Origin of the sequence: Nonomuraea phyllanthi (genome assembly GCF_006334985.2) — a bacterium.
Lineage (GTDB): Bacteria > Actinomycetota > Actinomycetes > Streptosporangiales > Streptosporangiaceae > Nonomuraea > Nonomuraea phyllanthi.
In genome coordinates this window covers 76,065-101,101 of record NZ_VDLX02000028.1, presented here as the reverse complement: position 1 = coordinate 101,101, position 25,037 = coordinate 76,065, and the positions used below count along the sequence as shown (strand labels likewise).

The 25,037-nt window shown below is 68.5% G+C and carries 46 protein-coding genes and 1 tRNA gene; 42 read left to right on the top strand and 5 right to left on the bottom strand.

Going from position 1 to position 25,037, the window contains the following annotated elements:
- The first annotated feature begins 2 nt into the window (after nucleotides 1-2).
- From galU to FH608_RS46600, 7 genes are all read left to right on the top strand, one after another.
- Complete coding sequence (gene galU, locus FH608_RS46630; RefSeq protein WP_139637631.1) at nucleotides 3-905, top strand: UTP--glucose-1-phosphate uridylyltransferase GalU; 903 nt, start codon at nucleotides 3-5, stop codon at nucleotides 903-905.
- Nucleotides 892-2,079: a molybdotransferase-like divisome protein Glp gene (glp, locus tag FH608_RS46625; protein ID WP_139637630.1), complete on the top strand. Its 1,188-nt coding sequence runs from the start codon at nucleotides 892-894 to the stop codon at nucleotides 2,077-2,079. The genes galU and glp overlap by 14 nt, the downstream gene beginning before the upstream one ends.
- On the top strand, nucleotides 2,076-2,552 hold the full coding sequence (gene moaC, locus FH608_RS46620; RefSeq protein WP_139637629.1) for a cyclic pyranopterin monophosphate synthase MoaC: 477 nt from the start codon (nucleotides 2,076-2,078) through the stop codon (nucleotides 2,550-2,552). The genes glp and moaC overlap by 4 nt, the downstream gene beginning before the upstream one ends.
- Entirely contained in the window at nucleotides 2,552-3,031 is a 480-nt protein-coding gene (locus tag FH608_RS46615) for a MogA/MoaB family molybdenum cofactor biosynthesis protein (RefSeq protein ID WP_139637652.1), read from the top strand. Before moaC ends, FH608_RS46615 begins: the two co-directional genes overlap by 1 nt.
- A 46-nt stretch (nucleotides 3,032-3,077) precedes the next feature.
- A complete protein-coding gene (locus FH608_RS46610; RefSeq protein ID WP_139637651.1) occupies nucleotides 3,078-3,731 on the top strand; it encodes a GNAT family N-acetyltransferase in 654 nt (217 codons plus the stop codon).
- Nucleotides 3,732-3,855: 124 nt separating this feature from the next.
- Nucleotides 3,856-4,434 carry a divisome protein SepX/GlpR gene (sepX, locus tag FH608_RS46605; RefSeq protein ID WP_139637628.1) on the top strand — a complete coding sequence of 193 codons (579 nt, stop codon included), beginning with the start codon at nucleotides 3,856-3,858 and terminating at the stop codon, nucleotides 4,432-4,434.
- 49 nt (nucleotides 4,435-4,483) lie between these two features.
- Nucleotides 4,484-4,557: transfer RNA gene (locus FH608_RS46600), tRNA-Ala, on the top strand.
- A gap of 94 nt (nucleotides 4,558-4,651) precedes the next feature.
- Here the strand turns inward: FH608_RS46600 and FH608_RS46595 are convergent.
- From FH608_RS46595 to FH608_RS46580, 4 genes are all read right to left on the bottom strand, one after another.
- Entirely contained in the window at nucleotides 4,652-6,136 is a 1,485-nt protein-coding gene (locus FH608_RS46595; protein WP_139637627.1) for a tyrosine-type recombinase/integrase, read from the bottom strand.
- 43 nt (nucleotides 6,137-6,179) lie between these two features.
- The gene (locus tag FH608_RS46590; RefSeq protein ID WP_139637626.1) at nucleotides 6,180-6,989 is read right to left on the bottom strand and encodes a hypothetical protein; all 810 of its coding nucleotides are present in this window, start codon (nucleotides 6,987-6,989) and stop codon (nucleotides 6,180-6,182) included.
- Nucleotides 6,986-7,288: a hypothetical protein gene (locus FH608_RS46585; RefSeq protein WP_139637625.1), complete on the bottom strand. Its 303-nt coding sequence runs from the start codon at nucleotides 7,286-7,288 to the stop codon at nucleotides 6,986-6,988. The genes FH608_RS46590 and FH608_RS46585 overlap by 4 nt, the downstream gene beginning before the upstream one ends.
- A 222-nt stretch (nucleotides 7,289-7,510) precedes the next feature.
- Nucleotides 7,511-7,972, bottom strand: a complete 462-nt coding sequence (locus FH608_RS46580; protein ID WP_139637624.1) for a helix-turn-helix domain-containing protein — start codon at nucleotides 7,970-7,972, stop codon at nucleotides 7,511-7,513.
- 204 nt (nucleotides 7,973-8,176) lie between these two features.
- Here FH608_RS46580 and FH608_RS46575 point away from each other — a divergent pair, with 204 nt between their 5' ends.
- From FH608_RS46575 to FH608_RS46520, 14 genes are all read left to right on the top strand, one after another.
- The gene (locus FH608_RS46575; RefSeq protein ID WP_139637623.1) at nucleotides 8,177-8,416 is read left to right on the top strand and encodes a helix-turn-helix domain-containing protein; all 240 of its coding nucleotides are present in this window, start codon (nucleotides 8,177-8,179) and stop codon (nucleotides 8,414-8,416) included.
- The gene (locus FH608_RS46570; RefSeq protein WP_139637622.1) at nucleotides 8,413-8,760 is read left to right on the top strand and encodes a hypothetical protein; all 348 of its coding nucleotides are present in this window, start codon (nucleotides 8,413-8,415) and stop codon (nucleotides 8,758-8,760) included. Before FH608_RS46575 ends, FH608_RS46570 begins: the two co-directional genes overlap by 4 nt.
- 112 nt (nucleotides 8,761-8,872) lie before the next feature.
- Nucleotides 8,873-9,022, top strand: coding sequence for a hypothetical protein (locus tag FH608_RS52225; RefSeq protein ID WP_193319028.1), 150 nt, complete (start codon nucleotides 8,873-8,875; stop codon nucleotides 9,020-9,022).
- A gap of 82 nt (nucleotides 9,023-9,104) precedes the next feature.
- On the top strand, nucleotides 9,105-9,365 hold the full coding sequence (locus tag FH608_RS46565) for a hypothetical protein (protein WP_139637621.1): 261 nt from the start codon (nucleotides 9,105-9,107) through the stop codon (nucleotides 9,363-9,365).
- The gene (locus FH608_RS46560) at nucleotides 9,358-9,708 is read left to right on the top strand and encodes a hypothetical protein (RefSeq protein ID WP_139637620.1); all 351 of its coding nucleotides are present in this window, start codon (nucleotides 9,358-9,360) and stop codon (nucleotides 9,706-9,708) included. The genes FH608_RS46565 and FH608_RS46560 overlap by 8 nt, the downstream gene beginning before the upstream one ends.
- Entirely contained in the window at nucleotides 9,705-10,010 is a 306-nt protein-coding gene (locus tag FH608_RS46555; protein WP_139637619.1) for a hypothetical protein, read from the top strand. Before FH608_RS46560 ends, FH608_RS46555 begins: the two co-directional genes overlap by 4 nt.
- Nucleotides 10,007-10,369, top strand: coding sequence for a hypothetical protein (locus FH608_RS46550; protein WP_139637618.1), 363 nt, complete (start codon nucleotides 10,007-10,009; stop codon nucleotides 10,367-10,369). Before FH608_RS46555 ends, FH608_RS46550 begins: the two co-directional genes overlap by 4 nt.
- Nucleotides 10,366-10,674 (top strand): hypothetical protein, encoded by a 309-nt coding sequence (locus FH608_RS52220; RefSeq protein ID WP_193319027.1) that lies wholly within the window; start codon nucleotides 10,366-10,368, stop codon nucleotides 10,672-10,674. The genes FH608_RS46550 and FH608_RS52220 overlap by 4 nt, the downstream gene beginning before the upstream one ends.
- Complete coding sequence (locus tag FH608_RS46545; RefSeq protein WP_193319026.1) at nucleotides 10,674-11,609, top strand: YqaJ viral recombinase family nuclease; 936 nt, start codon at nucleotides 10,674-10,676, stop codon at nucleotides 11,607-11,609. The genes FH608_RS52220 and FH608_RS46545 overlap by 1 nt, the downstream gene beginning before the upstream one ends.
- Nucleotides 11,606-12,577, top strand: coding sequence for a phage recombination protein Bet (bet, locus tag FH608_RS46540; RefSeq protein ID WP_139637616.1), 972 nt, complete (start codon nucleotides 11,606-11,608; stop codon nucleotides 12,575-12,577). Before FH608_RS46545 ends, bet begins: the two co-directional genes overlap by 4 nt.
- The gene (locus tag FH608_RS46535) at nucleotides 12,574-12,918 is read left to right on the top strand and encodes a hypothetical protein (RefSeq protein ID WP_139637615.1); all 345 of its coding nucleotides are present in this window, start codon (nucleotides 12,574-12,576) and stop codon (nucleotides 12,916-12,918) included. Before bet ends, FH608_RS46535 begins: the two co-directional genes overlap by 4 nt.
- Nucleotides 12,919-12,929: 11 nt before the next feature.
- On the top strand, nucleotides 12,930-13,424 hold the full coding sequence (locus FH608_RS46530; RefSeq protein ID WP_139637614.1) for an HNH endonuclease: 495 nt from the start codon (nucleotides 12,930-12,932) through the stop codon (nucleotides 13,422-13,424).
- The gene (locus FH608_RS46525) at nucleotides 13,421-13,753 is read left to right on the top strand and encodes a hypothetical protein (RefSeq protein WP_139637613.1); all 333 of its coding nucleotides are present in this window, start codon (nucleotides 13,421-13,423) and stop codon (nucleotides 13,751-13,753) included. The genes FH608_RS46530 and FH608_RS46525 overlap by 4 nt, the downstream gene beginning before the upstream one ends.
- Nucleotides 13,754-13,763: 10 nt before the next feature.
- The gene (locus FH608_RS46520) at nucleotides 13,764-14,156 is read left to right on the top strand and encodes a hypothetical protein (protein ID WP_139637612.1); all 393 of its coding nucleotides are present in this window, start codon (nucleotides 13,764-13,766) and stop codon (nucleotides 14,154-14,156) included.
- Nucleotides 14,157-14,240: 84 nt separating this feature from the next.
- Here the strand turns inward: FH608_RS46520 and FH608_RS46515 are convergent, their stop codons facing one another.
- Nucleotides 14,241-14,531 carry an XRE family transcriptional regulator gene (locus FH608_RS46515; RefSeq protein WP_139637611.1) on the bottom strand — a complete coding sequence of 97 codons (291 nt, stop codon included), beginning with the start codon at nucleotides 14,529-14,531 and terminating at the stop codon, nucleotides 14,241-14,243.
- A gap of 168 nt (nucleotides 14,532-14,699) precedes the next feature.
- Between FH608_RS46515 and FH608_RS46510 the strand changes: the two genes are divergently transcribed.
- The 21 genes from FH608_RS46510 (at nucleotide 14,700) to FH608_RS46425 (ending at nucleotide 25,028) form a co-directional block, all read left to right on the top strand.
- Nucleotides 14,700-14,948, top strand: coding sequence for a helix-turn-helix domain-containing protein (locus FH608_RS46510; protein WP_193319025.1), 249 nt, complete (start codon nucleotides 14,700-14,702; stop codon nucleotides 14,946-14,948).
- A 44-nt stretch (nucleotides 14,949-14,992) separates the two neighbouring features.
- Complete coding sequence (locus FH608_RS46505) at nucleotides 14,993-15,730, top strand: hypothetical protein (RefSeq protein WP_139637609.1); 738 nt, start codon at nucleotides 14,993-14,995, stop codon at nucleotides 15,728-15,730.
- Nucleotides 15,727-16,722: a hypothetical protein gene (locus FH608_RS46500; RefSeq protein WP_139637608.1), complete on the top strand. Its 996-nt coding sequence runs from the start codon at nucleotides 15,727-15,729 to the stop codon at nucleotides 16,720-16,722. Before FH608_RS46505 ends, FH608_RS46500 begins: the two co-directional genes overlap by 4 nt.
- Nucleotides 16,723-16,815: 93 nt before the next feature.
- Entirely contained in the window at nucleotides 16,816-17,274 is a 459-nt protein-coding gene (locus tag FH608_RS46495; protein ID WP_139637607.1) for a hypothetical protein, read from the top strand.
- Nucleotides 17,271-17,444, top strand: coding sequence for a hypothetical protein (locus FH608_RS52215; protein ID WP_193319024.1), 174 nt, complete (start codon nucleotides 17,271-17,273; stop codon nucleotides 17,442-17,444). Before FH608_RS46495 ends, FH608_RS52215 begins: the two co-directional genes overlap by 4 nt.
- Nucleotides 17,441-17,842 (top strand): hypothetical protein, encoded by a 402-nt coding sequence (locus tag FH608_RS46490; protein ID WP_139637606.1) that lies wholly within the window; start codon nucleotides 17,441-17,443, stop codon nucleotides 17,840-17,842. The genes FH608_RS52215 and FH608_RS46490 overlap by 4 nt, the downstream gene beginning before the upstream one ends.
- On the top strand, nucleotides 17,839-18,495 hold the full coding sequence (locus tag FH608_RS46485; RefSeq protein WP_139637605.1) for a class I SAM-dependent methyltransferase: 657 nt from the start codon (nucleotides 17,839-17,841) through the stop codon (nucleotides 18,493-18,495). Before FH608_RS46490 ends, FH608_RS46485 begins: the two co-directional genes overlap by 4 nt.
- Before the next feature lie 78 nt (nucleotides 18,496-18,573).
- Nucleotides 18,574-18,981 (top strand): hypothetical protein, encoded by a 408-nt coding sequence (locus tag FH608_RS46480; protein ID WP_139637604.1) that lies wholly within the window; start codon nucleotides 18,574-18,576, stop codon nucleotides 18,979-18,981.
- Nucleotides 18,974-19,729, top strand: coding sequence for an HAD domain-containing protein (locus FH608_RS46475; protein ID WP_139637603.1), 756 nt, complete (start codon nucleotides 18,974-18,976; stop codon nucleotides 19,727-19,729). The genes FH608_RS46480 and FH608_RS46475 overlap by 8 nt, the downstream gene beginning before the upstream one ends.
- Nucleotides 19,726-20,049, top strand: a complete 324-nt coding sequence (locus FH608_RS46470; RefSeq protein WP_139637602.1) for a hypothetical protein — start codon at nucleotides 19,726-19,728, stop codon at nucleotides 20,047-20,049. Before FH608_RS46475 ends, FH608_RS46470 begins: the two co-directional genes overlap by 4 nt.
- Entirely contained in the window at nucleotides 20,049-20,216 is a 168-nt protein-coding gene (locus FH608_RS52210; protein ID WP_193319023.1) for a hypothetical protein, read from the top strand. Before FH608_RS46470 ends, FH608_RS52210 begins: the two co-directional genes overlap by 1 nt.
- Entirely contained in the window at nucleotides 20,209-20,364 is a 156-nt protein-coding gene (locus FH608_RS52205) for a hypothetical protein (protein ID WP_193319022.1), read from the top strand. Before FH608_RS52210 ends, FH608_RS52205 begins: the two co-directional genes overlap by 8 nt.
- A gap of 17 nt (nucleotides 20,365-20,381) precedes the next feature.
- Nucleotides 20,382-20,738: a helix-turn-helix domain-containing protein gene (locus FH608_RS46465; RefSeq protein WP_139637601.1), complete on the top strand. Its 357-nt coding sequence runs from the start codon at nucleotides 20,382-20,384 to the stop codon at nucleotides 20,736-20,738.
- Entirely contained in the window at nucleotides 20,735-21,025 is a 291-nt protein-coding gene (locus FH608_RS46460) for a hypothetical protein (RefSeq protein ID WP_139637600.1), read from the top strand. The genes FH608_RS46465 and FH608_RS46460 overlap by 4 nt, the downstream gene beginning before the upstream one ends.
- Entirely contained in the window at nucleotides 21,018-21,227 is a 210-nt protein-coding gene (locus FH608_RS46455) for a hypothetical protein (RefSeq protein ID WP_139637599.1), read from the top strand. The genes FH608_RS46460 and FH608_RS46455 overlap by 8 nt, the downstream gene beginning before the upstream one ends.
- Nucleotides 21,220-22,524 carry an SNF2-related protein gene (locus tag FH608_RS46450; protein WP_139637598.1) on the top strand — a complete coding sequence of 435 codons (1,305 nt, stop codon included), beginning with the start codon at nucleotides 21,220-21,222 and terminating at the stop codon, nucleotides 22,522-22,524. Before FH608_RS46455 ends, FH608_RS46450 begins: the two co-directional genes overlap by 8 nt.
- Entirely contained in the window at nucleotides 22,521-23,417 is an 897-nt protein-coding gene (locus FH608_RS46445) for a DNA-methyltransferase (RefSeq protein WP_139637597.1), read from the top strand. Before FH608_RS46450 ends, FH608_RS46445 begins: the two co-directional genes overlap by 4 nt.
- A 219-nt stretch (nucleotides 23,418-23,636) precedes the next feature.
- A complete protein-coding gene (locus FH608_RS54270; protein ID WP_139637596.1) occupies nucleotides 23,637-24,092 on the top strand; it encodes a WhiB family transcriptional regulator in 456 nt (151 codons plus the stop codon).
- Nucleotides 24,092-24,355: a hypothetical protein gene (locus FH608_RS46435; RefSeq protein WP_139637595.1), complete on the top strand. Its 264-nt coding sequence runs from the start codon at nucleotides 24,092-24,094 to the stop codon at nucleotides 24,353-24,355. The genes FH608_RS54270 and FH608_RS46435 overlap by 1 nt, the downstream gene beginning before the upstream one ends.
- On the top strand, nucleotides 24,352-24,852 hold the full coding sequence (locus FH608_RS46430; protein WP_139637594.1) for a helix-turn-helix domain-containing protein: 501 nt from the start codon (nucleotides 24,352-24,354) through the stop codon (nucleotides 24,850-24,852). Before FH608_RS46435 ends, FH608_RS46430 begins: the two co-directional genes overlap by 4 nt.
- The gene (locus tag FH608_RS46425; protein WP_139637593.1) at nucleotides 24,849-25,028 is read left to right on the top strand and encodes a hypothetical protein; all 180 of its coding nucleotides are present in this window, start codon (nucleotides 24,849-24,851) and stop codon (nucleotides 25,026-25,028) included. Before FH608_RS46430 ends, FH608_RS46425 begins: the two co-directional genes overlap by 4 nt.
- The last annotated feature ends 9 nt before the right edge of the window (nucleotides 25,029-25,037 follow it).

Below are 25,037 nucleotides of genomic sequence, written 5' to 3'. Positions count from 1 at the left end.
TCATGGCTGACTTCGACCCTGTGACGAAAGCCGTCGTGCCCGCCGCGGGTCTGGGCACCCGGTTCCTCCCGGCGACCAAGGCGACACCCAAGGAGATGTTGCCCATCGTCGACAAGCCCGCGATCCAGTATGTCGTCGAGGAGGCCGCCTCGGCAGGGCTGCTCGACGTGCTCATGGTCACCGGCAAGAACAAACGGTCCATCGAGGATCACTTCGACCGCGCGTTCGAGCTGGAGGAGGCCCTGGAGGCGAAGGGCGACGAGCATCGGCTGTCCCAGGTGCGCGAGCCGGCCTCGCTGGCGACCCTCCACTACGTACGGCAGGGCGAGCCCAGAGGGCTGGGCCACGCGGTCCTCTGCGCCAAGCACCACGTCGGCGACCATCCCTTCGCCTGCCTGCTCGGCGACGACCTGATCGACCATCGTGACCCCCTGCTCAAGCGCATGATCGAGGTGCGTGACACGTTCGGGGGCAGCGTGATCGCGCTGATGGAGGTGCCCAGGGAGCAGGTCTCGCTCTACGGCGTGGCGACCATCGAGGCCACCGCCGAGGACGACGTCGTACGCGTGACCGACCTGGTGGAGAAGCCGCCCGCCGACGAGGCGCCGTCCAACTGGGCGATCATCGGCCGTTACGTGATCGACCCGGCCGTGTTCGACGTGCTGGAGAAGACGCCGCCCGGGCGCGGGGGAGAGATCCAGCTCACCGACGCGCTGCGCACGCTCGCCTCGCGCGGCCCCTCGGAGGGCGGGCCGGTGCACGGGGTGCTGTTCAGAGGGCGCAGGTACGACACCGGCGACAAGCTCGACTATCTGCGGACGGTGGTGAAGTTCGCGGCGGATCGGGAGGATCTGGCGCCTGAGTTCGTGCCGTGGCTGCGGGAGTTCCTCAATGAAGTCGGTTGACGAGCACCTGGCCGAGATCCTGGCCACGGTCCGCCCGCTGGCGCCGCTGGAGCTGGAGCTGGACCAGGCGCTGGGGGCGACGCTGGCCGAGGAGGTGTCGTCGCCGGTGCCGCTGCCGCCGTTCGACAACTCGGCCATGGATGGATATGCCGTACGCGCGGAGGATGTCGCCGACGTCCCGGTGACGTTGCCGGTGATCGACGACGTGCCGGCCGGGTCCGTGGAGCTGCGGGCCGTGGGGCCTGGTCACACCATGCGCATCATGACCGGCGCTCCTCTGCCGGCCGGGGCCGACGCCGTGGTGCCGGTGGAGTGGACCGACGGCGGCACGGTCTCCGTCCGCATCTCGCGTACGGTCAGCGCCGGCAACGCGATCAGGCGGGCCGGTGAGGACGTCGGGGCCGGCGAGGTCGTCCTCAAGCCGGGCACGCTGATCGGGCCGGCCCAGCTCGGCATCATCGCCGGTGTGGGCCGGCGGCGGGTGCTGGCGCGGCCCCGGCCCAGGGTGGTCGTCGTCTCGACGGGCGCGGAGCTGGTCGAGCCGGGCGGGCAGCTGGCTCCCGGGCAGATCTGGGAGTCCAACAGCTTCACGCTGACCGCCGCCGTGCGCGAGGCGGGGGGCGAGGGCTTCCGCGGGGAGTCCGTCGGGGACGATCCGGGCGTACTCCTCGATCGGCTCGACACGCACCTGATGCGGGCCGATGCCATCATCACCAGCGGCGGGGTGTCCATGGGGGCGTACGAGCCGGTCAAGGAGGCTCTGTCGCCGCTGGGGACGGTCCGGTTCGAGAAGGTGGCGATGCAGCCGGGGATGCCGCAGGGGTTCGGCGTGCTCGGGGAGGACGAGGTGCCGATCTTCGCGCTGCCCGGCAATCCGGTGTCGTCTTTCGTGTCTTTCATGCTGTTCGTACGCCCGGCGCTCGACAAGATGCGCGGCCTCCCCGCGGGGCCGCCGGAGACGGTGACCGCCCGCGTCACCGGGCCGCTGCGCTCGCCCGCGGGGCGGAGGTCGTTCCTGAGGGGAGTGCTGGCCGCGGACCGCACGGTGTCGCCGGTGCACGGGCAGGGCTCGCACCAGCTCGCCGCGCTGGCCTCGGCCAACGCGCTGATCGTGGTGCCCGAGGACGAGACCGAGGTGCCCGAGGGGGCCTCGGTGGAGGTGATCGCGCTGTGAGCGAACTGACTCATGTCGACGAGACCGGGGCCGCCCGCATGGTGGACGTCTCCGCCAAGGACGTCTCGGCCCGCACCGCCACGGCGACCGGGCGGGTGCTGCTGTCCGCCGAGGTCGTGTCGCTGCTGCGGTCGGGCGAGGTGCCCAAGGGCGACGCGCTCGGGGTCGCGCGGATCGCGGGGATCATGGGGGCGAAGCGCACGCCCGACCTGATCCCGCTCTGCCATCCCATCGCGCTGCACGGGGTGAAGGTCACGCTGGACGTCGAGGACTGGGGCGTGGCGATCACCTGCCGGGTCAAGACGGCCGACCGCACCGGGGTCGAGATGGAGGCGTTGACGGCGGTCTCGGTGGCGGCGCTGGCGCTGTTCGACATGGTCAAGGCGGTGGATCCGGGCGCGGTGATCACCGATGTGCGGGTGGAGGAGAAGCTGGGCGGCAAGACCGGCCGCTGGGCCAGGGACGCTTCGTGATGCGGGCTCTTGTGATCACCGTGTCGAACCGGGCGTCCGCCGGAGTTTATGCCGATAAATCAGGACCACTCCTTGTTGAGCTGCTGGGCCGGGAGGTGGGCTGCGAGGTCGTGGACGGCCCGGTGGTGGTGCCCGACGGGGAGGCGGTCGAAGGCGCCCTGCGGAACGGCGTGGCGGAGGCGTACGACGTGATCGTGACGACCGGGGGGACCGGGCTGACGCCCTTGGACCTGACGCCGGAGATGACCTCCCGAGTGATTTTTCGGGAAATTCCCGGTATAGCCGAGGCCATCCGGCTCGCGAACCGCGACAAGGTTCCCGCCTCCGTGCTGTCCAGGGGGCTGGCCGGGCAGGCGGGCGACACCTTGATCGTAAATTTGCCCGGATCGTCCGGTGGCGTACGCGACGGCGTCGCCGTACTCGCACCCATCCTCCGGCACGCGGTCGACCAGATCCGCGGCGGCGATCACCCGCGCTGACCTCGATTCCGTGATCCGTGGCGACATTGTGCCCGATGGGGGGATGATGAGAGGTGTGGATCGACTTCGTGGCTGGCCGGCGACGCTGAACGAAGGCCCGGTCGGCCTCCGGCCGCTCCGGCTGGGCGACGTGCGCGTGTGGCGCGAGACCCGGCTGCGCAATGCCGACTGGCTACGTCCCTGGGAACCCAGTAATCCCGAAACGCCCCTGTTCAGGACCGGCCTCGGGCCGTACATCTCCATGGTCGGCACCCTGCGCCGCGAGGCCAGGCAGGGCCTGGCCATGCCGTGGGTGGTCACGTACGGGGGGCGTTTCGCCGGACAGTTGACGGTCGGTGCGATCGTGTGGGGATCCGCCCGATCCGCCCAGGTCGGCTACTGGGTCGACGGCGCGCTGGCCGGCAACGGCATCATCCCCACCGCCCTGGCCCTGGCCGTCGACCACTGCTTCTTCACCACCGGCCTGCATCGGCTCGAAGCGAACATCCGCCCCGAGAACCAGGCCAGCCGGCGCGTGGTTGAGAAGCTCGGATTCCGGGAAGAAGGCATTCGGCGGCGCCAACTCCACATCGATGGGGCCTGGCGCGACCACATCTGCTACGCGTTGACCGTCGAGGACGTTCCTGGCGGGCTTCTCGTGCAGTGGCGTCGCGCGCGTGAGTCAGCAGCTCACGGAGGTTCTCCCGTCGAAGAGGTTTGACGATCTCGCGACACACCGCACCGAATGCTCGTCAATTAGTGACACGCGGTCTTACGGTGCGTGACGTGAGCACATTGAAGGCGCGACGAGCAGACACGCGTCTTTGTGCTGCCCGGAGGTGGTCGTGAGCAGCGTCCTCCTCTACTTCGCCATCGTCGTGATGTGGCTCTGCGTCCTGATCCCGATGTGGCTGCGCAGAGACAAGACGAACCTGGCCGAACTGGTCGAGCTCGAAGAGCACTACACCGGCGAGCACCAGCTGCCCGACCTCGACAACCTCGACCCCTCCGACACGGACGAGGACGACGGGGCCGAGGTGGAGAAGGTGGACGTGCGCCAGTTCCGGCTCCGGCGCCGCGCCATCATCGTGGCCCGCCGCCGGCGGCTGCTGTTCTTCACGACCCTGCTCGTCCTGGCCTCGGTCGTGACGGCCGCGGTCAAGATGATCCCATGGTGGGGCGTGGCGCCCTCCGTGGTCATCATGTTCTCGTACATGGCCTTTCTCCGCATCGCCGTACAGGTGGACAGGGAACGCCGCGATCGCGCCCGCCAGCTGCGCGCGGAGCGCCAGCGGCGAAGCCGCGAACAGCGGCGCGCAGCCGAGGAGGCGGCGCAGGCGGAAATCATCGAGCTGGCGTCGCTGCACGCGGACGTCCTGTTCGACCAGTACGCCGAACCGCCCAAGCGGGCGGTGGGGGACTGAAAGGGTGGCGCGAGGACCCTCGGGAGTTTGCTAATCTAGTCGAGTCCTTGGGGATGTAGCGCAGTCCGGTAGCGCACTTCGTTCGCATCGAAGGGGTCAGGGGTTCGAATCCCCTCATCTCCACCGCAGGTCAGAGGCCGTTTCCCATCCGGGAAACGGCCTCTTTCGTTTGGTCAATGTCCGATTTTGGGGGCTACTTGGGAGTGGACCTTGGAAGTCAGAGCCTCGCCGACAACCGTCCCCGCTCCCTCCTGACCGACTGAAGCGCCCTCCGCGGACGCGCCGAACCGATCGACGCGACCACTCCGCTCCGGAACGGCTCGAGCAACTCGTTCAGCAACGGCACCGACGACGGCAGCGCCGAATGCTGCTCGAGCGCCACCCGGTCGGCCAGCGACTGCTCCCACCGCTTCTGCAACGACTCCACCAGCTCGCCGCGCATCTGGTCGGTCACGTGCGTGTAGTGCGAACGCATGCTCCCGTCGCCGATGTGGCCCATCCGCTCGTCTCGCAGCACGTCCGCGATCCGGTCCTCCGCCATCCACGTCTCGTGGCTGTGCCGCAGGCCGTGCGGAGTCAGATCCTTCATGATGGGCCGCCAGTTCCACAGCGCCGCCTCGGCCGGGAGGCCCGGTATGCCGCGGCCTCGAGGGTAGGAGTCGGCACCCGCGGGCCACGGCGGGTTGATGGCCTTGCCCGGCCACGACGCGGAGACGTCGACCAGGACGGGGGCGGCCGGCCGGGCGTCCTTGCCTCCGCGTGCGGCGTACCAGCCGTCCGACGCCGGCCGGAAGTACCGGCGTGCGAAGTCGCTGCGCCGCGCGTGCCCGCCGCCAGGCGTGAGGAAGACGTACGTGCCGCCGCTGCAATACGGATCCTCGGTTTCGGGAGAGCAGGAGCACGACCGGGTGGGCAACCGCGCCAGGAGGCCGGTGAGGAACGGCGGCGTGTCGATGGCCCGGATGCTGCCGTCCTTCGGGTGCCCGCGGTAGAAGTGGCCGTTCAGTTCGTACAGCTTCCAGTCCAGGTCGATCACGTCGCTGTGCACACAGGAAGGCTCGAGTCCGACCGCCTCTGACCAGCGGGCCCCGGTGTAGGCGATGAAGAGGACCTCGATGAAGTCGCTTTCCTGGCCGCTGAGTGCCGCGACCCGCTCGGCGACCAGCAGGGCCTCGAGCGGAGTTGCCCACGCCTTGCGTGCCTGCATGACCCGCTGGACTCGCCTCGTTGCTTTCTTGCCTGTCGCGCGTTTGCGCTGGGCCGGGTTGACCTGGATACGGGCGGGCACCGCTGCGGCGAGCACCGTCCCCAGGACCGATCGGGCGTCCTTCGCCGTGCGGGCGGAGCACCGGCCGTTGCGGACGAGGTTCTTCTCCCACGCGGCGATCTCCTCGGCCGTCAGCGAGGCGAGGGTACGTTCGCCGAACTCGCCCAGCACGATGTTCTCGAGCAGCGACCGGTAGGTCTCGAGCGTGGTCAACTCGAGGTCTTGCGCCGGGTACCAGATGTTGACCCAGTCGATCAGCGTGATCTGCCCGGCGCGCGGGTCGACGTACCGGCCCGCCCGGATGGCTGCTTCCTGGTCGTTGGCGTACTGCGCGGCCGCCTTCTTGGTGAGGAAGCCCGGCATGCGCTCGAGCCTGTTGGTGGGCCCTTTCCAGCAGGCGCGGAACATCCTGCCGTGCTTTTCGCCGTAGCCCATCGGGCTGCTCCTAGGGGAGGTCTAAGGGGGTAAGGGTTGGAGTCTAGAGCCGCACGCAAACGTTCAGCAGCGGGTCCAGGTCGACGCCGATGACACAGTCTCGTCCCGCCGTCGTGGGAGTGTCGGGGGTCGGCGCCGGCGGCTCCGTGGTGGAGGGCGGTGGGCTCGCGTCTGGGGGTGGGCTCGTCTCGCGCGGCTCGTCGGCAGTGTCACGCCCCGCTTCGACGGTGGCCTCGTCGGTCGCTTCGACGACGGCTTCGGCCGTCTTGGAGATGGCAGGCGCGGCTGTCGTGGGCGGGCGGGCCACCGTCCGCGAGGGAGGGGTCGACTTGGGCCGGGGGCGTCTCGGCCGCGGCCTCTCCTCCGCCTGGGTGTCCCTCAACGGTTCCGGCAGCCGGGCGGGCAGCGGATTCATGGGTGAGGGGCGGACGGGTGTGCGGGCACGCGTCGGCTCAGGTGCCGGTGTCGGCGGCGGCTGCGTCATGGTCGGCGTCGGCGGGGCGACGGTGACGATGAGCGGCGACGGGCTGGGGAGCACGGCATGCCTGTCGTTGTTGTCCAGGACGGCGTGCAGGCCGGTGACAGCGACGCTGGCCGCCAACGCCGCAGAGACGGCGGCACTGGCTACCTGGTGGTCGCGTGTCGCCCGTAACGCCCGCTCAACCGCCCAGCCAAGAAAGGCAGGGATGAAGATGCCGAGCCTGAGCTCTCGGTAGACCGTTCCCAGGTCTTCCTCGTTGGAGTTGAGGATGACGGTTGTCGGCTCGTCGGGGTCGTCGGCCGGCACCGCGAGCGCGGCGATCTCAGGCGGCAGGTCCTTGCGGGAGGGGAGCGGGCGGACGTTCTCGCTCATGCGCTCCTCCCTCCCTCGACGAGGTCACGCACGTACTCCCACAGCCACTGCTCCCGCTCCACATCGACGCGGCCTTGCGGGTTGAGCAGAAGGGAGACGGGACGGCCGCCGATGGTCACGGTGACGGGTTTGCGTTTGGAGCCGACCGGCCGGCGGAGCGCTGCCCGGAACGGTCCAGGCGGGGATGCGAGTGTGCCCGCGGTGTCGGCGTCGTGGCGGTCGAGGTTTTGGACGATTTCCCGCATGATGATGCGGTCTTTGAGGGTGGTGCGGGAGTAGCGCACGGCTTTTTCGGTCATGCGGTTGCGGGAGTCGTCGGGGCCTCCTGGATTGCTGTTGTCGTGTGAGGGGTTGCTTCGGGATGTCACTCCGGACGCCTCCTGTGCTGCTGGAGAGTTCCGCTGTTCCCTCGCCTGTTTTGCGCTGTCGGGCTTACATAGCACGCCCTTTAGCCGTATTTGGCCAGACCTTATAACGCTGTGTAATCATTCCGTTACATAACGGCTGGTTATGGTGGCGGGTCAGGCGCCCCTTTGTTCCTCCAAAAGCTTCCTGATCAATTCGTTCGAACGCTCGACCTTCTCCGTCAGTTCGGCGAGCCGGTCGTCCGTACGCCGCTGCGCCTGCTCCAGCAGGGCACGCAGCTGGGGCGTGATCGGCGAATCCTGCTCCTCGTCAGCGGCGCTCAACTCTCCCGCGCCGCCCTGCGTCTCCCCGCGAAGCTCATCGATGGGGCGCGGTTCGCCACCGCTGAGCACTCTCGCCGCGCTGCCGGGCTGCCATTTGAGGGCGCGTTCGAGTTGGACGAGCACCCGGTCTTCGTAGGTCGTCTGCTTCGCGTTTTCGATCTTGCTGATGACTCCGGTGGATGGGCCGCCGGCCGCGCTCACCTCGGGTTGGCTGAGTCCGAGGCTGATGCGTCTCTGGCGCGCTTTGAGGCCGAGCCTCGCCCATGCTTCCGGCGGGTACGTGGTGTCGCTCATGACCACTGCATCCTGACTGTCGCCGGGGCGGATGTGAGGGGTCCCCGTGTCAGACATGACTTTACGGGTTTCAGCGCGCATTGGCGAGTCTTCGCATGCAGAGCCGCGCGACAGCATGTGTTGCACCCTCTTGACTCGCATGTATCCGCAAGTCAAAACATGCGAAAACTTGCGAACGCATGCGAGCGTGGCTAGGTTGAAGTCATGGAAGACACCAGCGAAGACGCCAGCGCGTCCGAGCAGGCGCAGGAACAGATCCTCTACACGGCAGAGGAAGCCGCAGCGCTTGTACAACTCACGCCGTACTGGCTGAAGTACAGAGCCCGCCAGGGTCTCATCCCGCACCGCAGAGTTGGCCGGCTCTTCCGATTCGCCCGGGAAGATCTTGAGGCGATCAAGGACATGTCGGCGCAGCCCGTGAAGACCCCCCGGGAGTCTGCGTGAGCGACCTGGGCAAGCTCTACACCACGCGCGACCTGGCCGAACGGTACGGCTGCAAGGCACGCGCCGTCGCCGAAAAGGCATGGCGCAAGGAGTGGCCGTCGACCAAGGTTCTCGGCGAGTACCGGTTCACGCCCGCCATGGTCGAGTGGATCGACCGGCAGCACGAGCACTGGCCCAACGAGCAGGCCGCCGAACCGCAGCAGCCCAAGCCGAAGGCCGAGCCGGTCCGGCAGACGAGGCAGCGACGCACCCCCCAACCTCCGCCGGCAGCCGCTGGCGCCGGGAACAACGTGCGCCGACTCGTCGCCAAGGACCGCTCCCAGCGCCTTAGGGGTGCGTCGTGATGGCGAAGAAGCCCCCGTCCCCGTGGCTGCCGCCGTCTACGCCGTCCACATGGGTGTGCCGGTGTGGAGGGGTCAACCGAAACGGGGCGCTCACCTGCCGGAGGTGCGGCAAATGAGCATCCCCGAGCGGATCGCCGCCGCCGAGATGACCGCCGCCCTGTCGCAGCGGGTGTCCGAGCTCGCCGTCCTGGACGCGTTCGAGGACGAGCTGGCGGACCTGCTGGCCGCCTACGAGGGCAGGCACCGCGCCCTCACCCCCTAGCAAACAGCGCGAGGCCAGCCGTCCCGGGCTGACCTCGCTGATCCCGCTCCAGAGCACCGACTGATCGAGAGAGAGCAGGACCATGACAAAGATACCGCCGCTGATCAGAATCGCGGCTGACCTTGAGGTGGGGGACACCTACCACCGCGACGACGCGTACAGCGTGGTCGTCACCGCTCTGAACCCGCCCACCCGGGAGGCCGCTCTGGCTCGCGGGGAGCGGGAGGTGTGGTCGGGCGGCATGTGGTGGACGCTCCTCGCCGTCGAGAAGATCGACGCCACCCCGAGCGCTCGCCGAGTGGACGCCTACCTCGCCGAGAAGGCGGGAGCGGCGCATGCCTGAGCAGAAGTTCATCATCCGCGCCCTGCTGGAGTACGAGTACCTCGTCACGGCGGAGAACGCCGACGAGGCCGAACGGCTCATGGAGGACGGCGAGCAGATCGGCGAGGGCTCATGCGTCGGCTACAGCGTTGACGCCGTTGTCGCCGCCGACAAGCGTGGTCGCTTCTGGTGCGAGGAGGACGACCTTCGGGCCCGCTGCGAGTGCGGCCACCTGGTCGTCAACGAACACACCGGCCGCAAGTTCGGTGAGCGCGAGCCGAGCAAGACGTTCACCCAGCAGTGCAGCGCCTACGGGTGCAACTGTCCGACGCCCGTCGAGGTGAAGACGGGGGACGCGGCATGAACGACTACGACTACGGCCCCTTGCAGACGTACGAGATCACGTGGAAGTCGGGGCACGTCGAGCGTGTCCAGTGCCACCAGATCACCCACCACAGCCGCGACATGGGCTTCGCCGGCGGCTTGCTCGGTGTCCAGGTCACCCATGACGACCGCCGGATCCAGATGCACGGCGAGTTCGGCGGGCATTGGCGGCTGGTGCTGTCGGCGCTGGAGGACGACATCCGGACCATCCGCCTGGTGACGGGCGGCGAGGAGTTCGCCGGTGAGCGGTTCGATATCGGCGGCGAGGAGTCGGGGTCATGACGGTCTTCTCTCGCGCCCACCTCGGGGACCGGCTCCAGATCGCCGGCGTCCGGGTCGGCAAGTTGGGCCGCGGCGAGTCCTGGTCGAAGCCGCTGCTGCTGATCGGTGAACCGGTCCCGTGCGGGGACGGCCCCTGCAAGGCGCTGACGTGTGACGCGCTGAACCCCGAGGGCAAGACGGTCCACCTGCACCTGAACGGGTCGCGGGAGGTCCACGTCCTGGAGCGCGGCCCCGCATCGGAGCTGGACGCCCGAGAGGGCGCATTCCTGGCCGAGCACGCGGAGACGCCGACCGTGGGCGGCGGACCCGACATCGGCGGCGAAGCGGAAGACCTGTACCGGACGGAGAAGGGCACGTGAACGCCCCCATGGAGCCGGTCTTCATGGACCCGCCCCCAGCCGCCAACGGTCCGCGGGACGCCTCCATATGGGCGCCCACCATCGCCGCTCTGATCGAGAAGACCGGCCAGTGGGCGAAGGTCTTCGTCGGCGACTACAAGGACGCCAACCGGCTCGTGGGTCAGGTCCGCAACAGCCGGTACGCCTGGGCGGGCCACGAGTGGGAGGTCACCGCTCGGAACACCCTGTCGCACACCGACGCGACGGTCTACGCCCGCCACATCAAGCCCCTGGATGCCCCCAACGACGAGGGAGACAACGCCTGATGCGCACGCCGACGGGACGCCTGCTGGGGCGCTGGGAGAGTGGGTCCCCTCAGTGGGACGCGGCTCGGGCTCAGCGTCTCGGCGGCTCCCGCATGGCCGCCCTGCTGGGTCTGTCGCCGTGGGAGTCGCCGTACTCGGTGTGGTGCCAGATGGCCGGGCTCGTGGAGAAGGACAAGCAGACCAAGCAGCAGGCGCGCGGCCACTACCTGGAAGCTGGGATCGCGGCATGGTTCGCCGACCAGCACCCCGAGTACGAGGTGCGCGAGGCCGGTACGTACGTGCACGCCGAACGGGACTACCAGCTCGCCAACCCTGACCGGCTGCTGCTCGGCATGCCCGGCCACTTCCCTGAGCCGGGCGTGCGGGCAGGGCTGGAGTTGAAGACCGACGCCGAAGCGTCCGGCTGGGGCCGTCCGGGGACGGATCAGATCCCGCCCTACTACCGGCCGCAGGTCCAGTGGTACATGGACACGCTCGGCCTGGACGTCTGGTACGTCGTCGTCCTCACGGGGCGGCTGGAGTTCCGCGAGTACGTCGTCCACTACGACGCCCAGGACTGCGTGTGGATGCGCGACCAGGCCGAGGATTTCCTGTCGTCGCTGTACTGGCGGGAGATGCCGGACCTGGACCACCACCCGGCCACCTACGCCGCGGTGCGGAAACTCCACCCGGACATCGATAAGGACGCGGCGTTCGTCGCGGACCTTGACCTGGCGGTCGAGTTCATCGACGCCACCACCAGTCTCCGTGAAGCGCAGGAGCGCGAACAGAAGGCCCGTACCCGCCTGCTTGAGGCGATGGGGCCCGCGCACCGCGCCTTCTACGACGGCTATCGGCTCGCCCGCCGACAGGCGAAGGGCGGCGGCACGCCGTACCTGGTGACCGAGCAGAAGCTTCCTGACCTTTCCGATCTTCTTCGAGGAGTTGCGGCATGACCGTGACCGACAACCTGCCGGCGACGCAGGGAAACGGAACCCTGGCGATTCAGCCGGAGCAGTCGATGTGGACGCCCTACCAGCGCGCCGTTCTCGCCACGCTCGGCGTCGCGGATGACTGCCCGAACGCCGTCCTGGCCGGCTATCTCCACCTGTGCCAGAAGCGAGGCTTGGACCCGTTCCTCAAGCAGGTGTACCTCGTTGGCCGCAATCAGAAGCAGCGCGACGGCAGCTACCGCACCGTCTACACCCCGCAGACCGGCATCGATGGGTTCCGTGTCCTGGCCCAGCGGGCGGCACGCCGCGCGAGCATCGAGTACGAGTACGAGGACACCATCTGGTTCGGCCCTGACGGCTCCCAGCACGAGGTGTGGCTGGCCAGCGAGCCGCCCGCCGCGGCGAAGGTCGCCGTCATCAAGAACGGCAAACGGTTCTCCGCTGTGGCGCTGTACAGCGCGTACGTCGACACCGACCGGGACGGTAGGCCGAAGAACCGGTGGAAGACCGACCCGGCCGGGATGACCGCCAAGTGCGCGGAGGCGCTCGCGCTCCGCAAGGCGTTCCCCGAGGACTTGGGCGACCTGTACACCGACGACGAGATGGCCCACCTCGATGAGGAGCAGCCGCGCGACGTCATCGTGGGGGAGACCATCCGCGAGACCGCCGCGGCGAAGAACGGTGACGCCACACCCGGTGGGGCGACCAAGCACCAGCGCTTCCAGATCGTGCAGCTCCTGTCGGAGAAGGGCATCACCGACCCGGACATGGGGCTGGCGTACATGGCCAAGGTCGCCGACCGCGAGATCGGCAAGAGCGAGGACCTGACCGGAGCCGAGGCCGCGCAGGTGATGGCGGCACTCAACCGCGGCGACTTCGTTGACGAGCCGCCGTTCACGGCGCCGGCCGAGGACAACCCGCTCCACTACGACGAGGACGAGGTGGCCGACTCTGAGGGAGGCCAGTCATGAGCGAGATGCTCACGATCGTCAAGCAGCTCGGCCAGCTCTCTCGCGACCTGGACGAGGCGGTGAAGGAGCTCGGGAAGGCCGAAGAGCAGGCCGTCGAGGATGAGGCAAAGTTCAAGGTTGCCTTCTCCAAGGCGTTCCGTACCGCGGTCGGGTCGGTTGAGGACCGCAAGCAGATCGCCACCGAAGAGACGATCGACCTCTGGCGGATCTGGGGCAAGGCTGCCGCGCTGGTCCGGCTCCGGAAGGAAAACGTTAAGGCGCTCCATTCGCGGATCGACGTGGGCAGGACCATCCAGTCCACGGCGCGGGCGGAGATGCAATTGGCGGGCGGTCAGCTGTGAAGCGATCACCGATGCCGCGCCGCAAGACCGGCCTGAAGCAGGGCAAGCCGCTCCAGCGCAAGACTGAGATGCCTCGCGGGGCAGGGCTCAAGCGCGAGGCCAACCCACCCGCGAAGAAGTCGTCGGGGCAGGCGAAGACGAACCGCGGACTGGACCCGCTGAAGGCTCAGGCTCGCCGGCGCGACGGCGACCGCTGCGTGAAGTGCGGGGTGCACCTGTACGGCGGCGGCAACGTCCACCACCGGCGGAACCGCGGCCTGGGCGGTTCGAGCAAGGCGAACGTCATCTCGAACTTGATCACCTTGTGCGGGACTCCTCTGACCTTGTGCCACGGCGAGGTGACCCTGAAGCCGGAGAAGTGCGACGCCTTCGGCAACGGGTGGCGGCTGTCCACCAACGGCACCTCCAACCCCGCCACGGAGCCCGTGCTGGTGGAGTGGCTCGGCTGGGCACTCCCTCTCGCTGACGGCACCTGGCAGGCCATCGACGCCAGGGAGGTGGCGTGATGGAGCACTCCCTGTACTGCCCCGACTGTGACACGACCGGCCCTCACATGGTGGAGGGCCGGGAGGCCACCTGCCGGTCCTGCTGGACCATCCGCACGGTCTACGACGACGTTCTCGCCGCCGTGATGGACGTGGAGCGCTGCCCTCACTGCCGGGTGACGCACCCGGTGGGAGGGGAGTGCGTGACGGACCTGACGCCGTGCCTGCGCAAGACCGGGCTGTGGCCCTGCGGCACGTGCGATGTCTGCCTCGCCGCACAGGAGCGGGACCTTGCCCGCCGTGCCGACCTGATCGAGTACGGCTCGCCCTCCGACCTCGACACCCCCTGAGGAGACCCCCATGACGCACGTAGACGACCTGCACGAGCCGAACGACCGAGAGCCCGGCGAGCCCGAGCAGGAACCGCCGCTCGACCTGGACGACCTGGAGAAGCTGTACGACCTCTCAGGCGAGCCCGGAGCTCTCCCCGCGTGGGCTCACGTGGTGTACCTGAACGTTCCCGTCCTCATCGCGGAACTGCGTGAGGCCCGCCGGCGGATCGCCGAGTGGGAGGCGCTGCCGGGCCGCGAAGAGTTCGCCACGACCGACCAGCGCGACATCCCGCCGAACAAGCACCACCCGTACCGGGTGACCCCTGGCGAGGCGCTCAAGGCTCCCGAGAAGGGACGTCAGGCATGGGTTCGCCGCCTGACTGTCCACCCGTGGGAGCCGATCGACGGCGCTCCGTTCTGACCCTCTGATCTTCCGCGCCCGCTCGGGGGCGGGCGCGGCACACACCTAGACCACCAGACCTCAGGAAGGGAGGGGAGAGGGGTGTCAGTACTTGAGGCGGCGCTTCATCTCCGCGATCAGGACCTCTCCTGGAACGTACGTGAGATCCGTGGGGATCTCGGTCGTCCCGGCCTCTTCCTCGGTGAGGAAGCCAGCAGCCACGAAGGCTTCGAGCACGGGCCGTTCGTAGGTGCGGGCGAAGGTGGCGACGTTTTCGGGTTTCGGCGAGGCGTGCTGCCAGCGGTTGACGCTGGTCTGGCCGATGCCGGTTCGCCGGGAGATCTCGCGTGCGGACGCCTGCCCGGCGATCTGCTGAACGTACGTCCACCAACTCATGCGCAACAGGGTAGGCGTCCACGCCTCACCCCGTCCAGGCGATCACGGTCCATGTGGCCAAGAGAACTGCCGATATGACTTGAGGGCTACGGCACTCACGCCGTACACTGAGGCGTACACGCATCAGGCGTTGCGACCGGCCCACCTATTTGGAGAGAGGAGACCACAGTGAATGCCACGCTCCGGCTCCGTAAGGACGAGCTGGCCAAGCACCGAGTCCGTGCCGGCCTCAAGACCGAAGGCGACCTCGCCGCCGCCATGGGCGCGGACAGAGGGACCGTCAACCGGGTCATGCGCGGCAGGGCCAAACCGTCCCAGGACTTCATCGCATCGCTGATGGCGGCACTCAATGACGACGTCGCATTCGGCGACATCTGGGAAGTCATCCCAGCCGACTCGGGGGAGTCCCACCGATGAACGAACTTGCTCTCACTGAGAGCCCGTCTCTGCGAGCCCAGTACATGGATCGCGTCGATGTCCTGGACAAGGTGAAGGCGCTCACGTTCTTCCCGGACGGCGAGCACGTTGACACGCCTGGCGTCGCCGATTACTTCGAGGTGAGCCTGGACGTGATCAAGAAGGTAATCCAGCGCAACCGCAAGGAACTCGAACGCAACGGCATGCGGGTGCGGCGCGGCGAGGAGTATCGAGAGTTCGCCGTCGTCAACGCGGTCGCCCCTGAGGGCGGGGACACCCTGTCCCTGGCCTCTTCGCAGAACACCGTGACGACCTTTACCCGCCGGACGATCCTCAATGTCGGGCAGATGCTCACTGAGTCGCCCGTGGCGGAGGGCGTCCGCAAGCACCTGCTTGATGTGGAAGAGCGCGCTCGGGAGATCTACCTCGCGAGCAGGGCGATGCAGCAAGCCGAGTCTCAGGTGCTTCAGCCGAAGACCTTCCCCTTTACCGACGCCGTGGTGCTCATGCGGCAGGAGTACGGCGTCCGGATCTCCGTTAAGGACCTGACCGAGACGCTCCGGCAGGGCGGTGTGCTGCGCCAGGACGAGCGCAGGCCGAAAGCCAAGTACGAGGCGATGTTCTGGCACACCGGCAGCGCCTATGAGGTCCATGCCCACCACATCAAGGGCCTGTACCACCTGTACGAGTCCACGAAGCTCCGCCTTCAGGCTGCGGCGCAGCGCGCTCTGCCGATGGACCCTCCCGGCTGGCCTGAGCTTCCTCTGGACGGTGCGTCGTGATCATCCGTCCAGTCGATTTGCCGCTGGTGCGAGAAGAACTCGCGCGACTCACGTCTTCTGCCGTTGGCGACTGGGCTTTTGGTGAACTAGCGAAGCGCTTCGTCTTCAAGGACCGCGACCTTGGTGACGCCGTCGCCAAGGAAGAAGCCGACCGGTTGCGCCGAGCCGAGTTGTTCTTCGCGAGCGGCGATATGTCGGCGTTGGCCATCGCGGCGTCCGAGGGCTTGCCCGCCTTCAACCTCCTCCCAGAGGACTTGCCGTCTGCCTGCGGGTTCCTGTTCCTAGAGGAGCCGGTCAACATCGGCGAGCTTAGCGAAGACGGTCGGCAGCAAGCGCCAATCGTGGCCGTTTCCTGGGGACCCATGCATGTGAGTGGCGAACTGGTCACGGACCCTTCGATGATGCCGCACGGGGCTCTCTGGGTGAGCTGGTATCTCGGCAGAGAGGAAGCTCTCGCCAACGCTGGGCTGCACGTCACCCCCGGCAAGAACGGCGCAGATCTCGACAGATGGATAGCGACGTTTCGCCACGCCCCGCGCCTCATGTGCATCGAGGTGAGCGTCGTTCCATTCAGCCCCGAGGCGATAACTGCGGACATCGGCAGCGACGGCGATCGGCCTGTGCGGCTTGACGACAGCGAGGGTGCTGGGCGGTGGATGCGCATCCTGAAATCGGCGTGGCTGCTCATGCAGCAGCCAGTGGCGACCGTCTCGGATGCGGAGTACAAGCGGCATGATCGCCGCCGCTTGGAGCGACAGAAGATCGAGCCGAGCCGAGTACGAGTCATCATGCTTCGCCGCGCAAAGACCACTAGCGAGCACGGCGACTCCGACCGCGAGTTCCACCACCAGTGGATCGTCCGAGGCCACTGGCGTCAGCAGTGGTACCCGTCCCGAGGCGTCCACCGCCCCGTGTGGATCGCCCCCCACATCAAGGGCCCTGAAGGGGCTCCGATGCTCGGCGGGGAGAAGGTCCACGCCTGGGTCCGGTAGCCGCCTCCACGAACTCTGACCCCCCTCGTGCTCGCCCTCCCCAGGGCGAGCCACTCCGATCAACCCGAACAAGCACGCCAACAGGAGATCGTTTTGAGCACCACCAGCAGCGTTTTCGATCAGCGAGTCGCCTACCGTCCGGCCGTCGTGGACCTGTTCCGCAACCTCACCGGACCCGAGATTCAGCGCGTCACCGGAGAGATCGCCAAACTGCAGGAGCAGGTGAACCACCTCGTCGCCCAGATCGAAGACGGCGAGAGGTACATCTCCGAGTTGAGGCAGGCACAGAAAGACGTCGAGGCCAGCGCCGACCTGCCGGCGGCCGAGCCGCCCGCCGCGAGCGTGGCGAAGTGCTCAGCCTGCGGCGAGAAGGTCGTGCAGGTCGAGGGCGAGTGGACGCACTCCGGCCGGGAGCTGGTCAAGAACGGCAAGGTGTGCTGGCCGGACCGGCACAAGTCGCCCGTTGCCGCCCCTGCGGGTCCTGCGGACCAGTCGTTCGAGCGGTGGGAGGGCGCGATCGAGGAAGAGCGCCGCGCGGGGAGCGTCTCGTGAGCCGCCTGTTCGCCCGCCGCCGGGGTCTCCACTGCCGTCACGGCAGCTTGACGGGCTGGTCTGCCCTCGCCTTCCTGGTCGGCCTTGAGCCGGTCGTGGAGTCCTTCACCCGGCCGCGCACCTCCACCCCTCACATCCACCCCTACGACTCCCCGAAGGACGCAGCATGAGCACCGAAACCCCCGAGACGAAGAACCCGTACCAGGCCCGCCGTGAGGCCATCTCCCGCGCCATAAGCACTTGGCAGCAGGGCGACGGCAGCGACTCCGGCCACGAACTGGACGACGCGACCGCGCTGGAGGACTGCCTCCTGGACGAGGGCCTGGCCCTGATGCCCCGCTCTACCGGTCACGGCAAGTGGGTGGTGGAGGTGGACGGGCAGCGCGCCCCGATCGCTCCCGGCTCGGACCGCCCGGTCGGCCTGCTGGACGCGGAAGAGGCGGCCGAGCTGTTCCTGACGCTCAGCGCCGCCGACGAGTACGCCGAGCACCAGCCGACCGTCCGCCCGGCCACCGAGATGGAGTTCAAGACCGCCCTGGCCAACCACCTGTTCGGCGGTGTGGCATGAACGTCTCAGCCTCAGACCGCGAAATGTCCTTCTGGCCTACCCCGGCCGAGGTCGCCGACGATCTCGTGTACTGGCTGATGGAGCCGTGGCACGCCCTCGGTGATGGCGTCCGTGTGCTCGAACCTTCAGCAGGCGAGGGGCACCTTGTCCGCGCGATTCGGGAGCGCCTGCCCGAAGCGCACATCACTGCGGTCGAGCCCAGCGAGACGCGGGCTGCGGCACTGCGCGCGACGCCTGGCATCGAGGTCGTGCAGACCACCCTGGAGTCGTACCTCGCTGACGTCACACGGCAGGCGACCAATGGTCCGTGGCAGCCCTTCCATCTGGTGATCATGAACCCGCCGTTCACCCTGCCGGACCGCCGCGAGGCATGGGCCGAACACGTGCTGGCGTGCTACTACCATCCGCACCTGCTCGCGCCATACGGCGTCATCGGCGCGGTGGTTCCCCGCATCGTGATGACCGGCCGCTCCAAGCTCGTACAAAAGGTGCGCGGCCTCCTCGACGAATGCGGAAGGGCGCGAGCGTGCGAACGAGGCGCCTTTTCCGACATGGGGGCCAAGGTCAGCACGGCACTGATCTGGACGCAGAAGCCCTACGGGGAAGCCGAGTCGTCGGGCCAGCTTGACCTGTTCTCCGGGGCGGCGTCATGAACGACATCACCCCCGAGAACCTCTCTGAGGCCGCTCAGGCTCAGACGGGCGGTGCGTCCAATGCCTAACCCCATGTCCATGGAAGAACTGGAGGCGTTCCGCGAGAGCGCCCCAGAGTGCGCACACGGCGAGCTCTGGTCACTGCTCGACTGGTCGCTGTGGGGGGCCGGGATGGCCGACGTGTTCCGGGAGCCGCTGGCGGACACGATGCTCGCCGCCGTCCCGGACAACGTCCGCCAGCACGCTGAGGCGATCATGGCCGACTTCAAGAAGCGGCGCGAGATCACCAAGACGGGCGTCACGGTCTACCAGGAGCAGCGTGACGAGGTGGCGCGCCTCAAGGCCCGCCTGGACGCCGCCGAGTGGACGATCCGTCAGGCGCTCTCCCAGGTCGAGCACGAGGAAGCCGTGCACGTCCTGAACCGGTACGTCGCCGCCGCTGAGGCCGCTCAGGCAGACCAGGGCGGCGGTGACGGCAATGTCTGAGCCGCCACTGCTGCTCCTGGACGTTGATGGCGTCCTGAACGCCCTCCAGCGACCCGGCCCCGAGTGGATCGCCACCAGAGCGTTGGGCTTCCGCCTACTGCTCAACCCGTCACATGGGCCGATGCTGCTGAAGCTCGCCGAAGAGACGGGCGCTGAGCTGACGTGGGCCACCACGTGGGAGCACGACGCCAACCGGGAGATCGGCCCCAAGGTGGGCCTGCCCGAGATGCCCGTGATCGAGCTCGGCTCTGCGCACGACGTGCCGGGCGTGCTCTGGAAGACGCCCGCCGTCGCCGAGTACGTGAAGGGCCGCCCGTTCGTCTGGTTCGACGACGACCTCAACGACGCGGACGAGGCGTACCTGAAGACCCACCCGGGCGTGGGCGAGTTCCTGATCGTCCACGTGGACGGAGACCACGGGCTCACCGATCGACACTTCGAGAAGGCGCGCGATTGGCTGACCATCCAGCGCCTCACCTCCGAGCGGGACCGTCTGGCTTCCGCCGCCCGCGACTCTGACGCCTACGCCCTGGACAAGGAGTTGACCGAGTCCGACGCCGAACGCGCGGACCTCGCCAGCCAGGTGTCCGTCCTGAAGGACCACGTGGCCGCCCTGCAAAGCGACGCGCGGGCCGCCCTGGCCATCGACTGGGACGCCCTGAAGACCGCCGTGGCCGGCCTGGAAGGCGTCGAGACGTCTGCCGTGTCCGCCGTACTGGGAGCGTTCCGTCAGGCGGTGTCGCGGTGAGCCTCGACAACCTCGCAGCGTGGATCGCCTGGGTGGGGTCCTCTGGCGGTCGCGGATGGCTGCTGGCCGGCGTCGTCATCGCGGTCATCCTGGCCGCCGCCTGCGTGGCGTGGGTGGCGTCCAAGGCCACCCGGTTGCCCGCCCGCCAGCGCCCCGCCCGGACGGTCGACCGCGCCGACGACGAGCGGGACATCCACCCGCGCACCCGGCTGGAGCGGATCCTCCGCGAGGACGCCGCCAGCCGCCCCCTCACCCGCGCGCAGATCCGGGACCAGTTCGGCGTGGACGTCCACGACGCGTTCCCCGAAGAGGAGGGCTGATGGCCCGCGTTATCGCCCTGGCGATCGTCACTGCCGGCGTGCTGGCCGTCGCCTGGTTCGTCAACCAGACCGACCCGGGTGCCGCGTTCTGGGTGCTCGTCCTGGGTGGCCTGTTCCTAGTCGCTCCCGCACTGTACGCGGTGATCGACGGAGACGGCCGTGGCTGACCTGCGCCCCTGCTGCCAGCAGGCCGGCCTTGACGGGACCACACCCGAGGAGCACTTCCCGGTGTGCGACGCCCGAGCCGAAGACCCGCAGACAGAAGCCCTGTTCGACCTGTTCGCCACGACCGAGGAAGGAGGGCCGCAGACGTGACCAGAGGAAGGCCGCCGATGCGTCCCGAGGACGTCGAGCACGGCACTCAGCGCGGCTACGCCTGGCACCGCCGCCGCGGCGAGCATGCCTGCGGGCCGTGCATGGAAGCACACGGTCGCGACCTCGCGAACCGGCGGGCACGCAGAGCGGAAGCCTCCCCGTTGGGCCGCAGCCTGACCCAGGCACGCCAGCGCGCTGGGCTGTCAGAGGCCGAGCTTGCCGAACAGCTGGGCTGGTCGTCGCCGTACTCGGTCGGCTGGGTGGAGAACGGCTCCCGCCGGGTGTCGCTCCAGGCGCTTGAGGAGTGGGCCGCCGCCTTGGGGTGTCGGATCGAACTCATCCCAGGCGAGGTACTTGAGGAGTCAGCCGCATGAATCCCAGGGTCCCCAGCGCGAACCAGCGCGCCACGGAGGTGGTGAAGCACTTCGCCGCCGCCATCGAACATCTCGGCCGCGCCCTGCACGCCGTGGAGCGGGGCGACTGGGACAGGGCTCGCAACCATCTGACCCGCGTGGCCGAACGCGCCTCCATCACCGACGTGTGCTTGAACGTCGGCTACCCGGACGCCAAGGCCACCCTGGCGGCCATGCGGGAGCGGCTGCCGAAGGAGTGGGCTGACCCAATCGCGGCGTTCCTGGCAGAAGGAGCGTCCGATGTCTGACTTCGCCTCCCACCCCATGATCGACGTGTGGGCAGTCCTGTCCGACCCGGACATCCCCAGCGACGTCGGGCAGCGGCTCCTGACCCGGCAGCGTGCCCGCGCTCTCGGACTCACCCCCGACGTGGTGCCCGAAGAGGACAAGCCGTTCCTGGCCCGCCACATCGTGCCGGCGCCTGACCCCACGGAGGTGGCCGATGCCTAGCCCGTCGTACGCCGACTTCATCGACCGCAAGCGCCGCACGATCACGCCCGTCGGCCTTCCCGCCGAGCCGAGCGATGTCCACCCGATGCTGCACGAGTGGCAGCGCCGGATCGTCGCCTGGGGTGTCCGCACCGGCCGTGCCGCGCTGTGGGAGGACACCGGCATGGGCAAGACCGTCCAACAGGTCGAGTGGGCGCGTTTGTCCGGCGAGAGGTCGCTGATCGTGGCGCCCCTGGCGGTGTGCGGGCAGACGGTGCGTGAAGCGGCCAAGGTAGGCGTGAATGCCCGCTACGTGCGCAGCGGCGCCGACGCCGACGGCCCGGGCGTGTGGGTGACGAACTACGAGATGGCCGAGCGGTTCGATCCGGACACGCTGGACGCGGTGGTGTTGGACGAGGCGTCGATCCTGAAGCAGTCGGACGGCAAGACCCGTACGGCGCTCATCCAGCACTTCAAGCCGGTCAAGCATCGTCTCGCGTGCACGGCGACGCCGGCGCCGAACGATGTCGAGGAGCTGACCAATCAGGCCGAGTTCTTGGGCGTCACCACCCGCGCGGAGATGCTCGCCGCGTACTTCGTGCACGACTCGGACGGGTGGCGGCTCAAGGGTCACGCCAGGGAGCCGATGTTCCGGTGGATGGCGTCGTGGGCGGTCGCCCTGCGCCGTCCCTCGGACATCGGCGGCAGCGACGACGGTTACGACCTGCCCGGCTTGGACATCCAGGCGCACCGGCTGCCGGTGGATGAGGTGCCCGAGGGCCAACTGTTCGCCGTCGACCTGGGCGGCGTGGGCGGGCGGGCCAAGGTCCGCAAGCAGACGCTAGCCGCCCGCTGCGAGAAAGCCGCGGACCTCATCAACGCCGAGCCAACGGAGCCGTGGGTGGTGTGGTGCGGGCTCAACGACGAGGCGCGAGAGATCGCCCGCCGCGTGCCTGGCGCCGTCAACGTCGAAGGTTCGTGGACGCCCGAGGCGAAGGCTGACGCCTTCCTCCGCTTCGCCGATGGCGACATCCGCGTCATGGTCACCAAGCCGTCCATCGCGGCCTTCGGGTTGAACTGGCAGCACTGCGCCCGCATGGCCTTCGTCGGCCTGTCCGACTCATACGAGTCCTACTACCAGGCGATTCGCCGCTGCTACCGGTACGGCCAGACCCGGCCGGTCACGGCCCACATCGTCGTGTCCGAACTCGAATCTCAGATCGCCGCGAACGTCGCCCGCAAGGAGCGAGAGGCCGCCGCCACGATGGCCGCCCTCGTGGAGCGGATGCGCGCGGCCGGAACGTGGAGTGCCGCATGAGCGACCTGTATGTCACTGACGAAGCCGCAGGCACGGGCTGGCGGTTCATGCTCGGCGACAGCTGCGAGAGGCTCGCCGAGGTTGAGACGGGCAGCGTGCACCTGTCGGTGTATTCGCCGCCGTTCGCGTCCCTGTACGTCTACTCCGACTCGCCCCGCGACCTCGGCAACAGCGCCGACTGGCCGGAGTTCTTCGAGCACTACCGGTACATCATCCGGGAGAACCTGCGGGCGACGGCGCCCGGCCGGATGGCGGCCGTGCACGTCGCCCAGGTCCCCATCATCAAGGGCGTTGCTGGCTACACCGGCCTTCAAGACTTCCGCGGCGAGGTGATCCGCGCCTACGTCGAAGAGGGCTGGATCTACTTCGGCGAGATCACCATCGACAAGGATCCGCAGGCCCAGGCCATCCGCACCAAGAGCCACGCCCTGATGTTCGTGACGAAGAACCGCGACTCGTCCGGCACCCGGCCCGCCCTCGCTGACTACCTGCTGCTGTTCAAGAAGCCGGGCGAGAACACGGTCCCGATCAAGACGGACGTCACCAACGACGAGTGGATCGCATGGGCGCGCCCCATCTGGTACGGCATCCGCGAGACCAACACCCTCAACACCACGGTCGCGAAGGACAGCGCGGACGAGCGGCACATTTGCCCCCTTCAGTTGGACTTGATCGAGCGGTGTGTCCGGCTGTGGTCCAACCCTGGCGAGTTGGTCCTGTCGCCGTTCGGCGGCATCGGCTCCGAGGGCTACGTCGCGGTCCGGACGGGCCGCCGCTTCATCGGCTGCGAACTCAAGAGCTCGTACTGGCGTGCCGGCGTCACGAACCTCCAAGAGGCCGAGATGCACGCCGCCACCCCGGCTCTCTTCACAGCTGCGGAGTTGACGGCGTGAGCACGCACCTCGCTCGGGATGTGGAGCGTCTCCGCTCCCACATCCCGTGCCTCGAAGCCGCCGCCGCTGACGAGTCCGTTCACCCCGTAGTTCGGGCGTACATGCGGATGGAGGCCGCTCTCACCCGCGCAGCAGTAGATCTCCTCGCGCAGACCGTCTCGCAGCGAGACGGAACCCCCTCGAACGACCCCGAACGAAACCGAATGGAGGCGAACTCTGATGTCCACGCCTAACTGGGAGAAGCGTGCCGCGTGCCGCGGCGAGGACCTGTACTTGTTCTTCGGCCACGAGGGCGAGCGGCAGCCTGACCGGGAAGCGCGCGAGCAGGTGGCAACCGCCATCTGCGCCCGCTGTTCGGTGCGCACCCCTTGCCTCCTGGCCGCGTTCGAGCGCAAGGACGACTCGGGCGTTTGGGGCGGACTGGGGGAGGAGGAGAGGCGTTCCAAGCGCCGCTCGTGGCTGAAGCGGACCGCGTTCGAGCGGAAGACTGTCGGCGCCTACGTGCCGCTCCCCGACGACAAGCACTGCCCGGCCTGCGGCACCACCAAGTCGGCGATCGAGTTCCCGAAGGATCGCCGCCAGCCGGACGGGCTCAACCGGACGTGCAAGGAATGCGCCAGCGAGGCCGGCCGGAAGGCCCGCGCTCAGCGCCGCGAAGCCGCAGAGGTGGCGTGATGAGCTACGTCACCGCGATGGGCGGCCACGACGCCGAATGGCTGCTGCAGCGCGAGCACGAGCTGAACGACCGGCTGATGCAGGCCGGACGCGCCGGCAGGAAGCCGCTGCTGAAGTCTCCCGTCTCCTCCTCCCGACTCGGCGCGATCAAGCCGATCGAACCGTGGGAGGCCGATCTGGTGTTCCGGTTCGTTCGCCGGACTGTCGCCGGCGACGAGGCGGTATCTGAGGTCCTGCAGATGCTCGGGCTGGAGGGGTCGTGAAGCCCGTCCACCCGATCGTCGCCGCCCTCAAGCAGGCCAGGGAGGACCGCGGCTGGACTCAGGCCGAGCTCGCCCGGCGCCTGTGGAAGACACCCGAGGCGGTCGCGTTCTTCGAGAACTCGCCCGGCAGCCGGAAACTCGCCTCGGTTGAGGAGGTTGCCGCCCTCTTCGGGATGCGGCTCGCGCTCGTCCCGGTCGTAGACGACGGCGTCGACCTGGATGCTCTGGCCGACGACATGATCCTGCCCGCCTGCCGTCTCGTCCCCGCCGTCCACGACGAGGACCCGGACGAGGTGGCCAACATCATCGGCGCGATGGGCGTGATGGAGTTGCGCGCCCTCGCGGTCGTCTTGGCCTCCCTGGTGCCCGCCGACGACCCGGCTCTGGGGCTGTTCACCCAGTGGCGAGAAGACGGTCCTGGGAAGGCCGCGGGACGGCGCCGGCTCATGCTCTCGGAGGTCGCGGCGTGGGAGCAGGGCAAGCGGGAGGCGTCGTGACCCCTCAACAGCTTCATGCCGCCCTCGACGAACGCCGCCGTACCCTCGGCCTGCCCTGGTGGCGGGTGGCGATCCAGTTGCAGATCAGCGGCGTGTTCCTGAACCGGATGCGGCACGGGCACCTGTCGAAGCCGTTGCGTGCCCGTGTCGAGGCGTGGCTTGGGGAGGCGTCGTGAGGGCGTCTC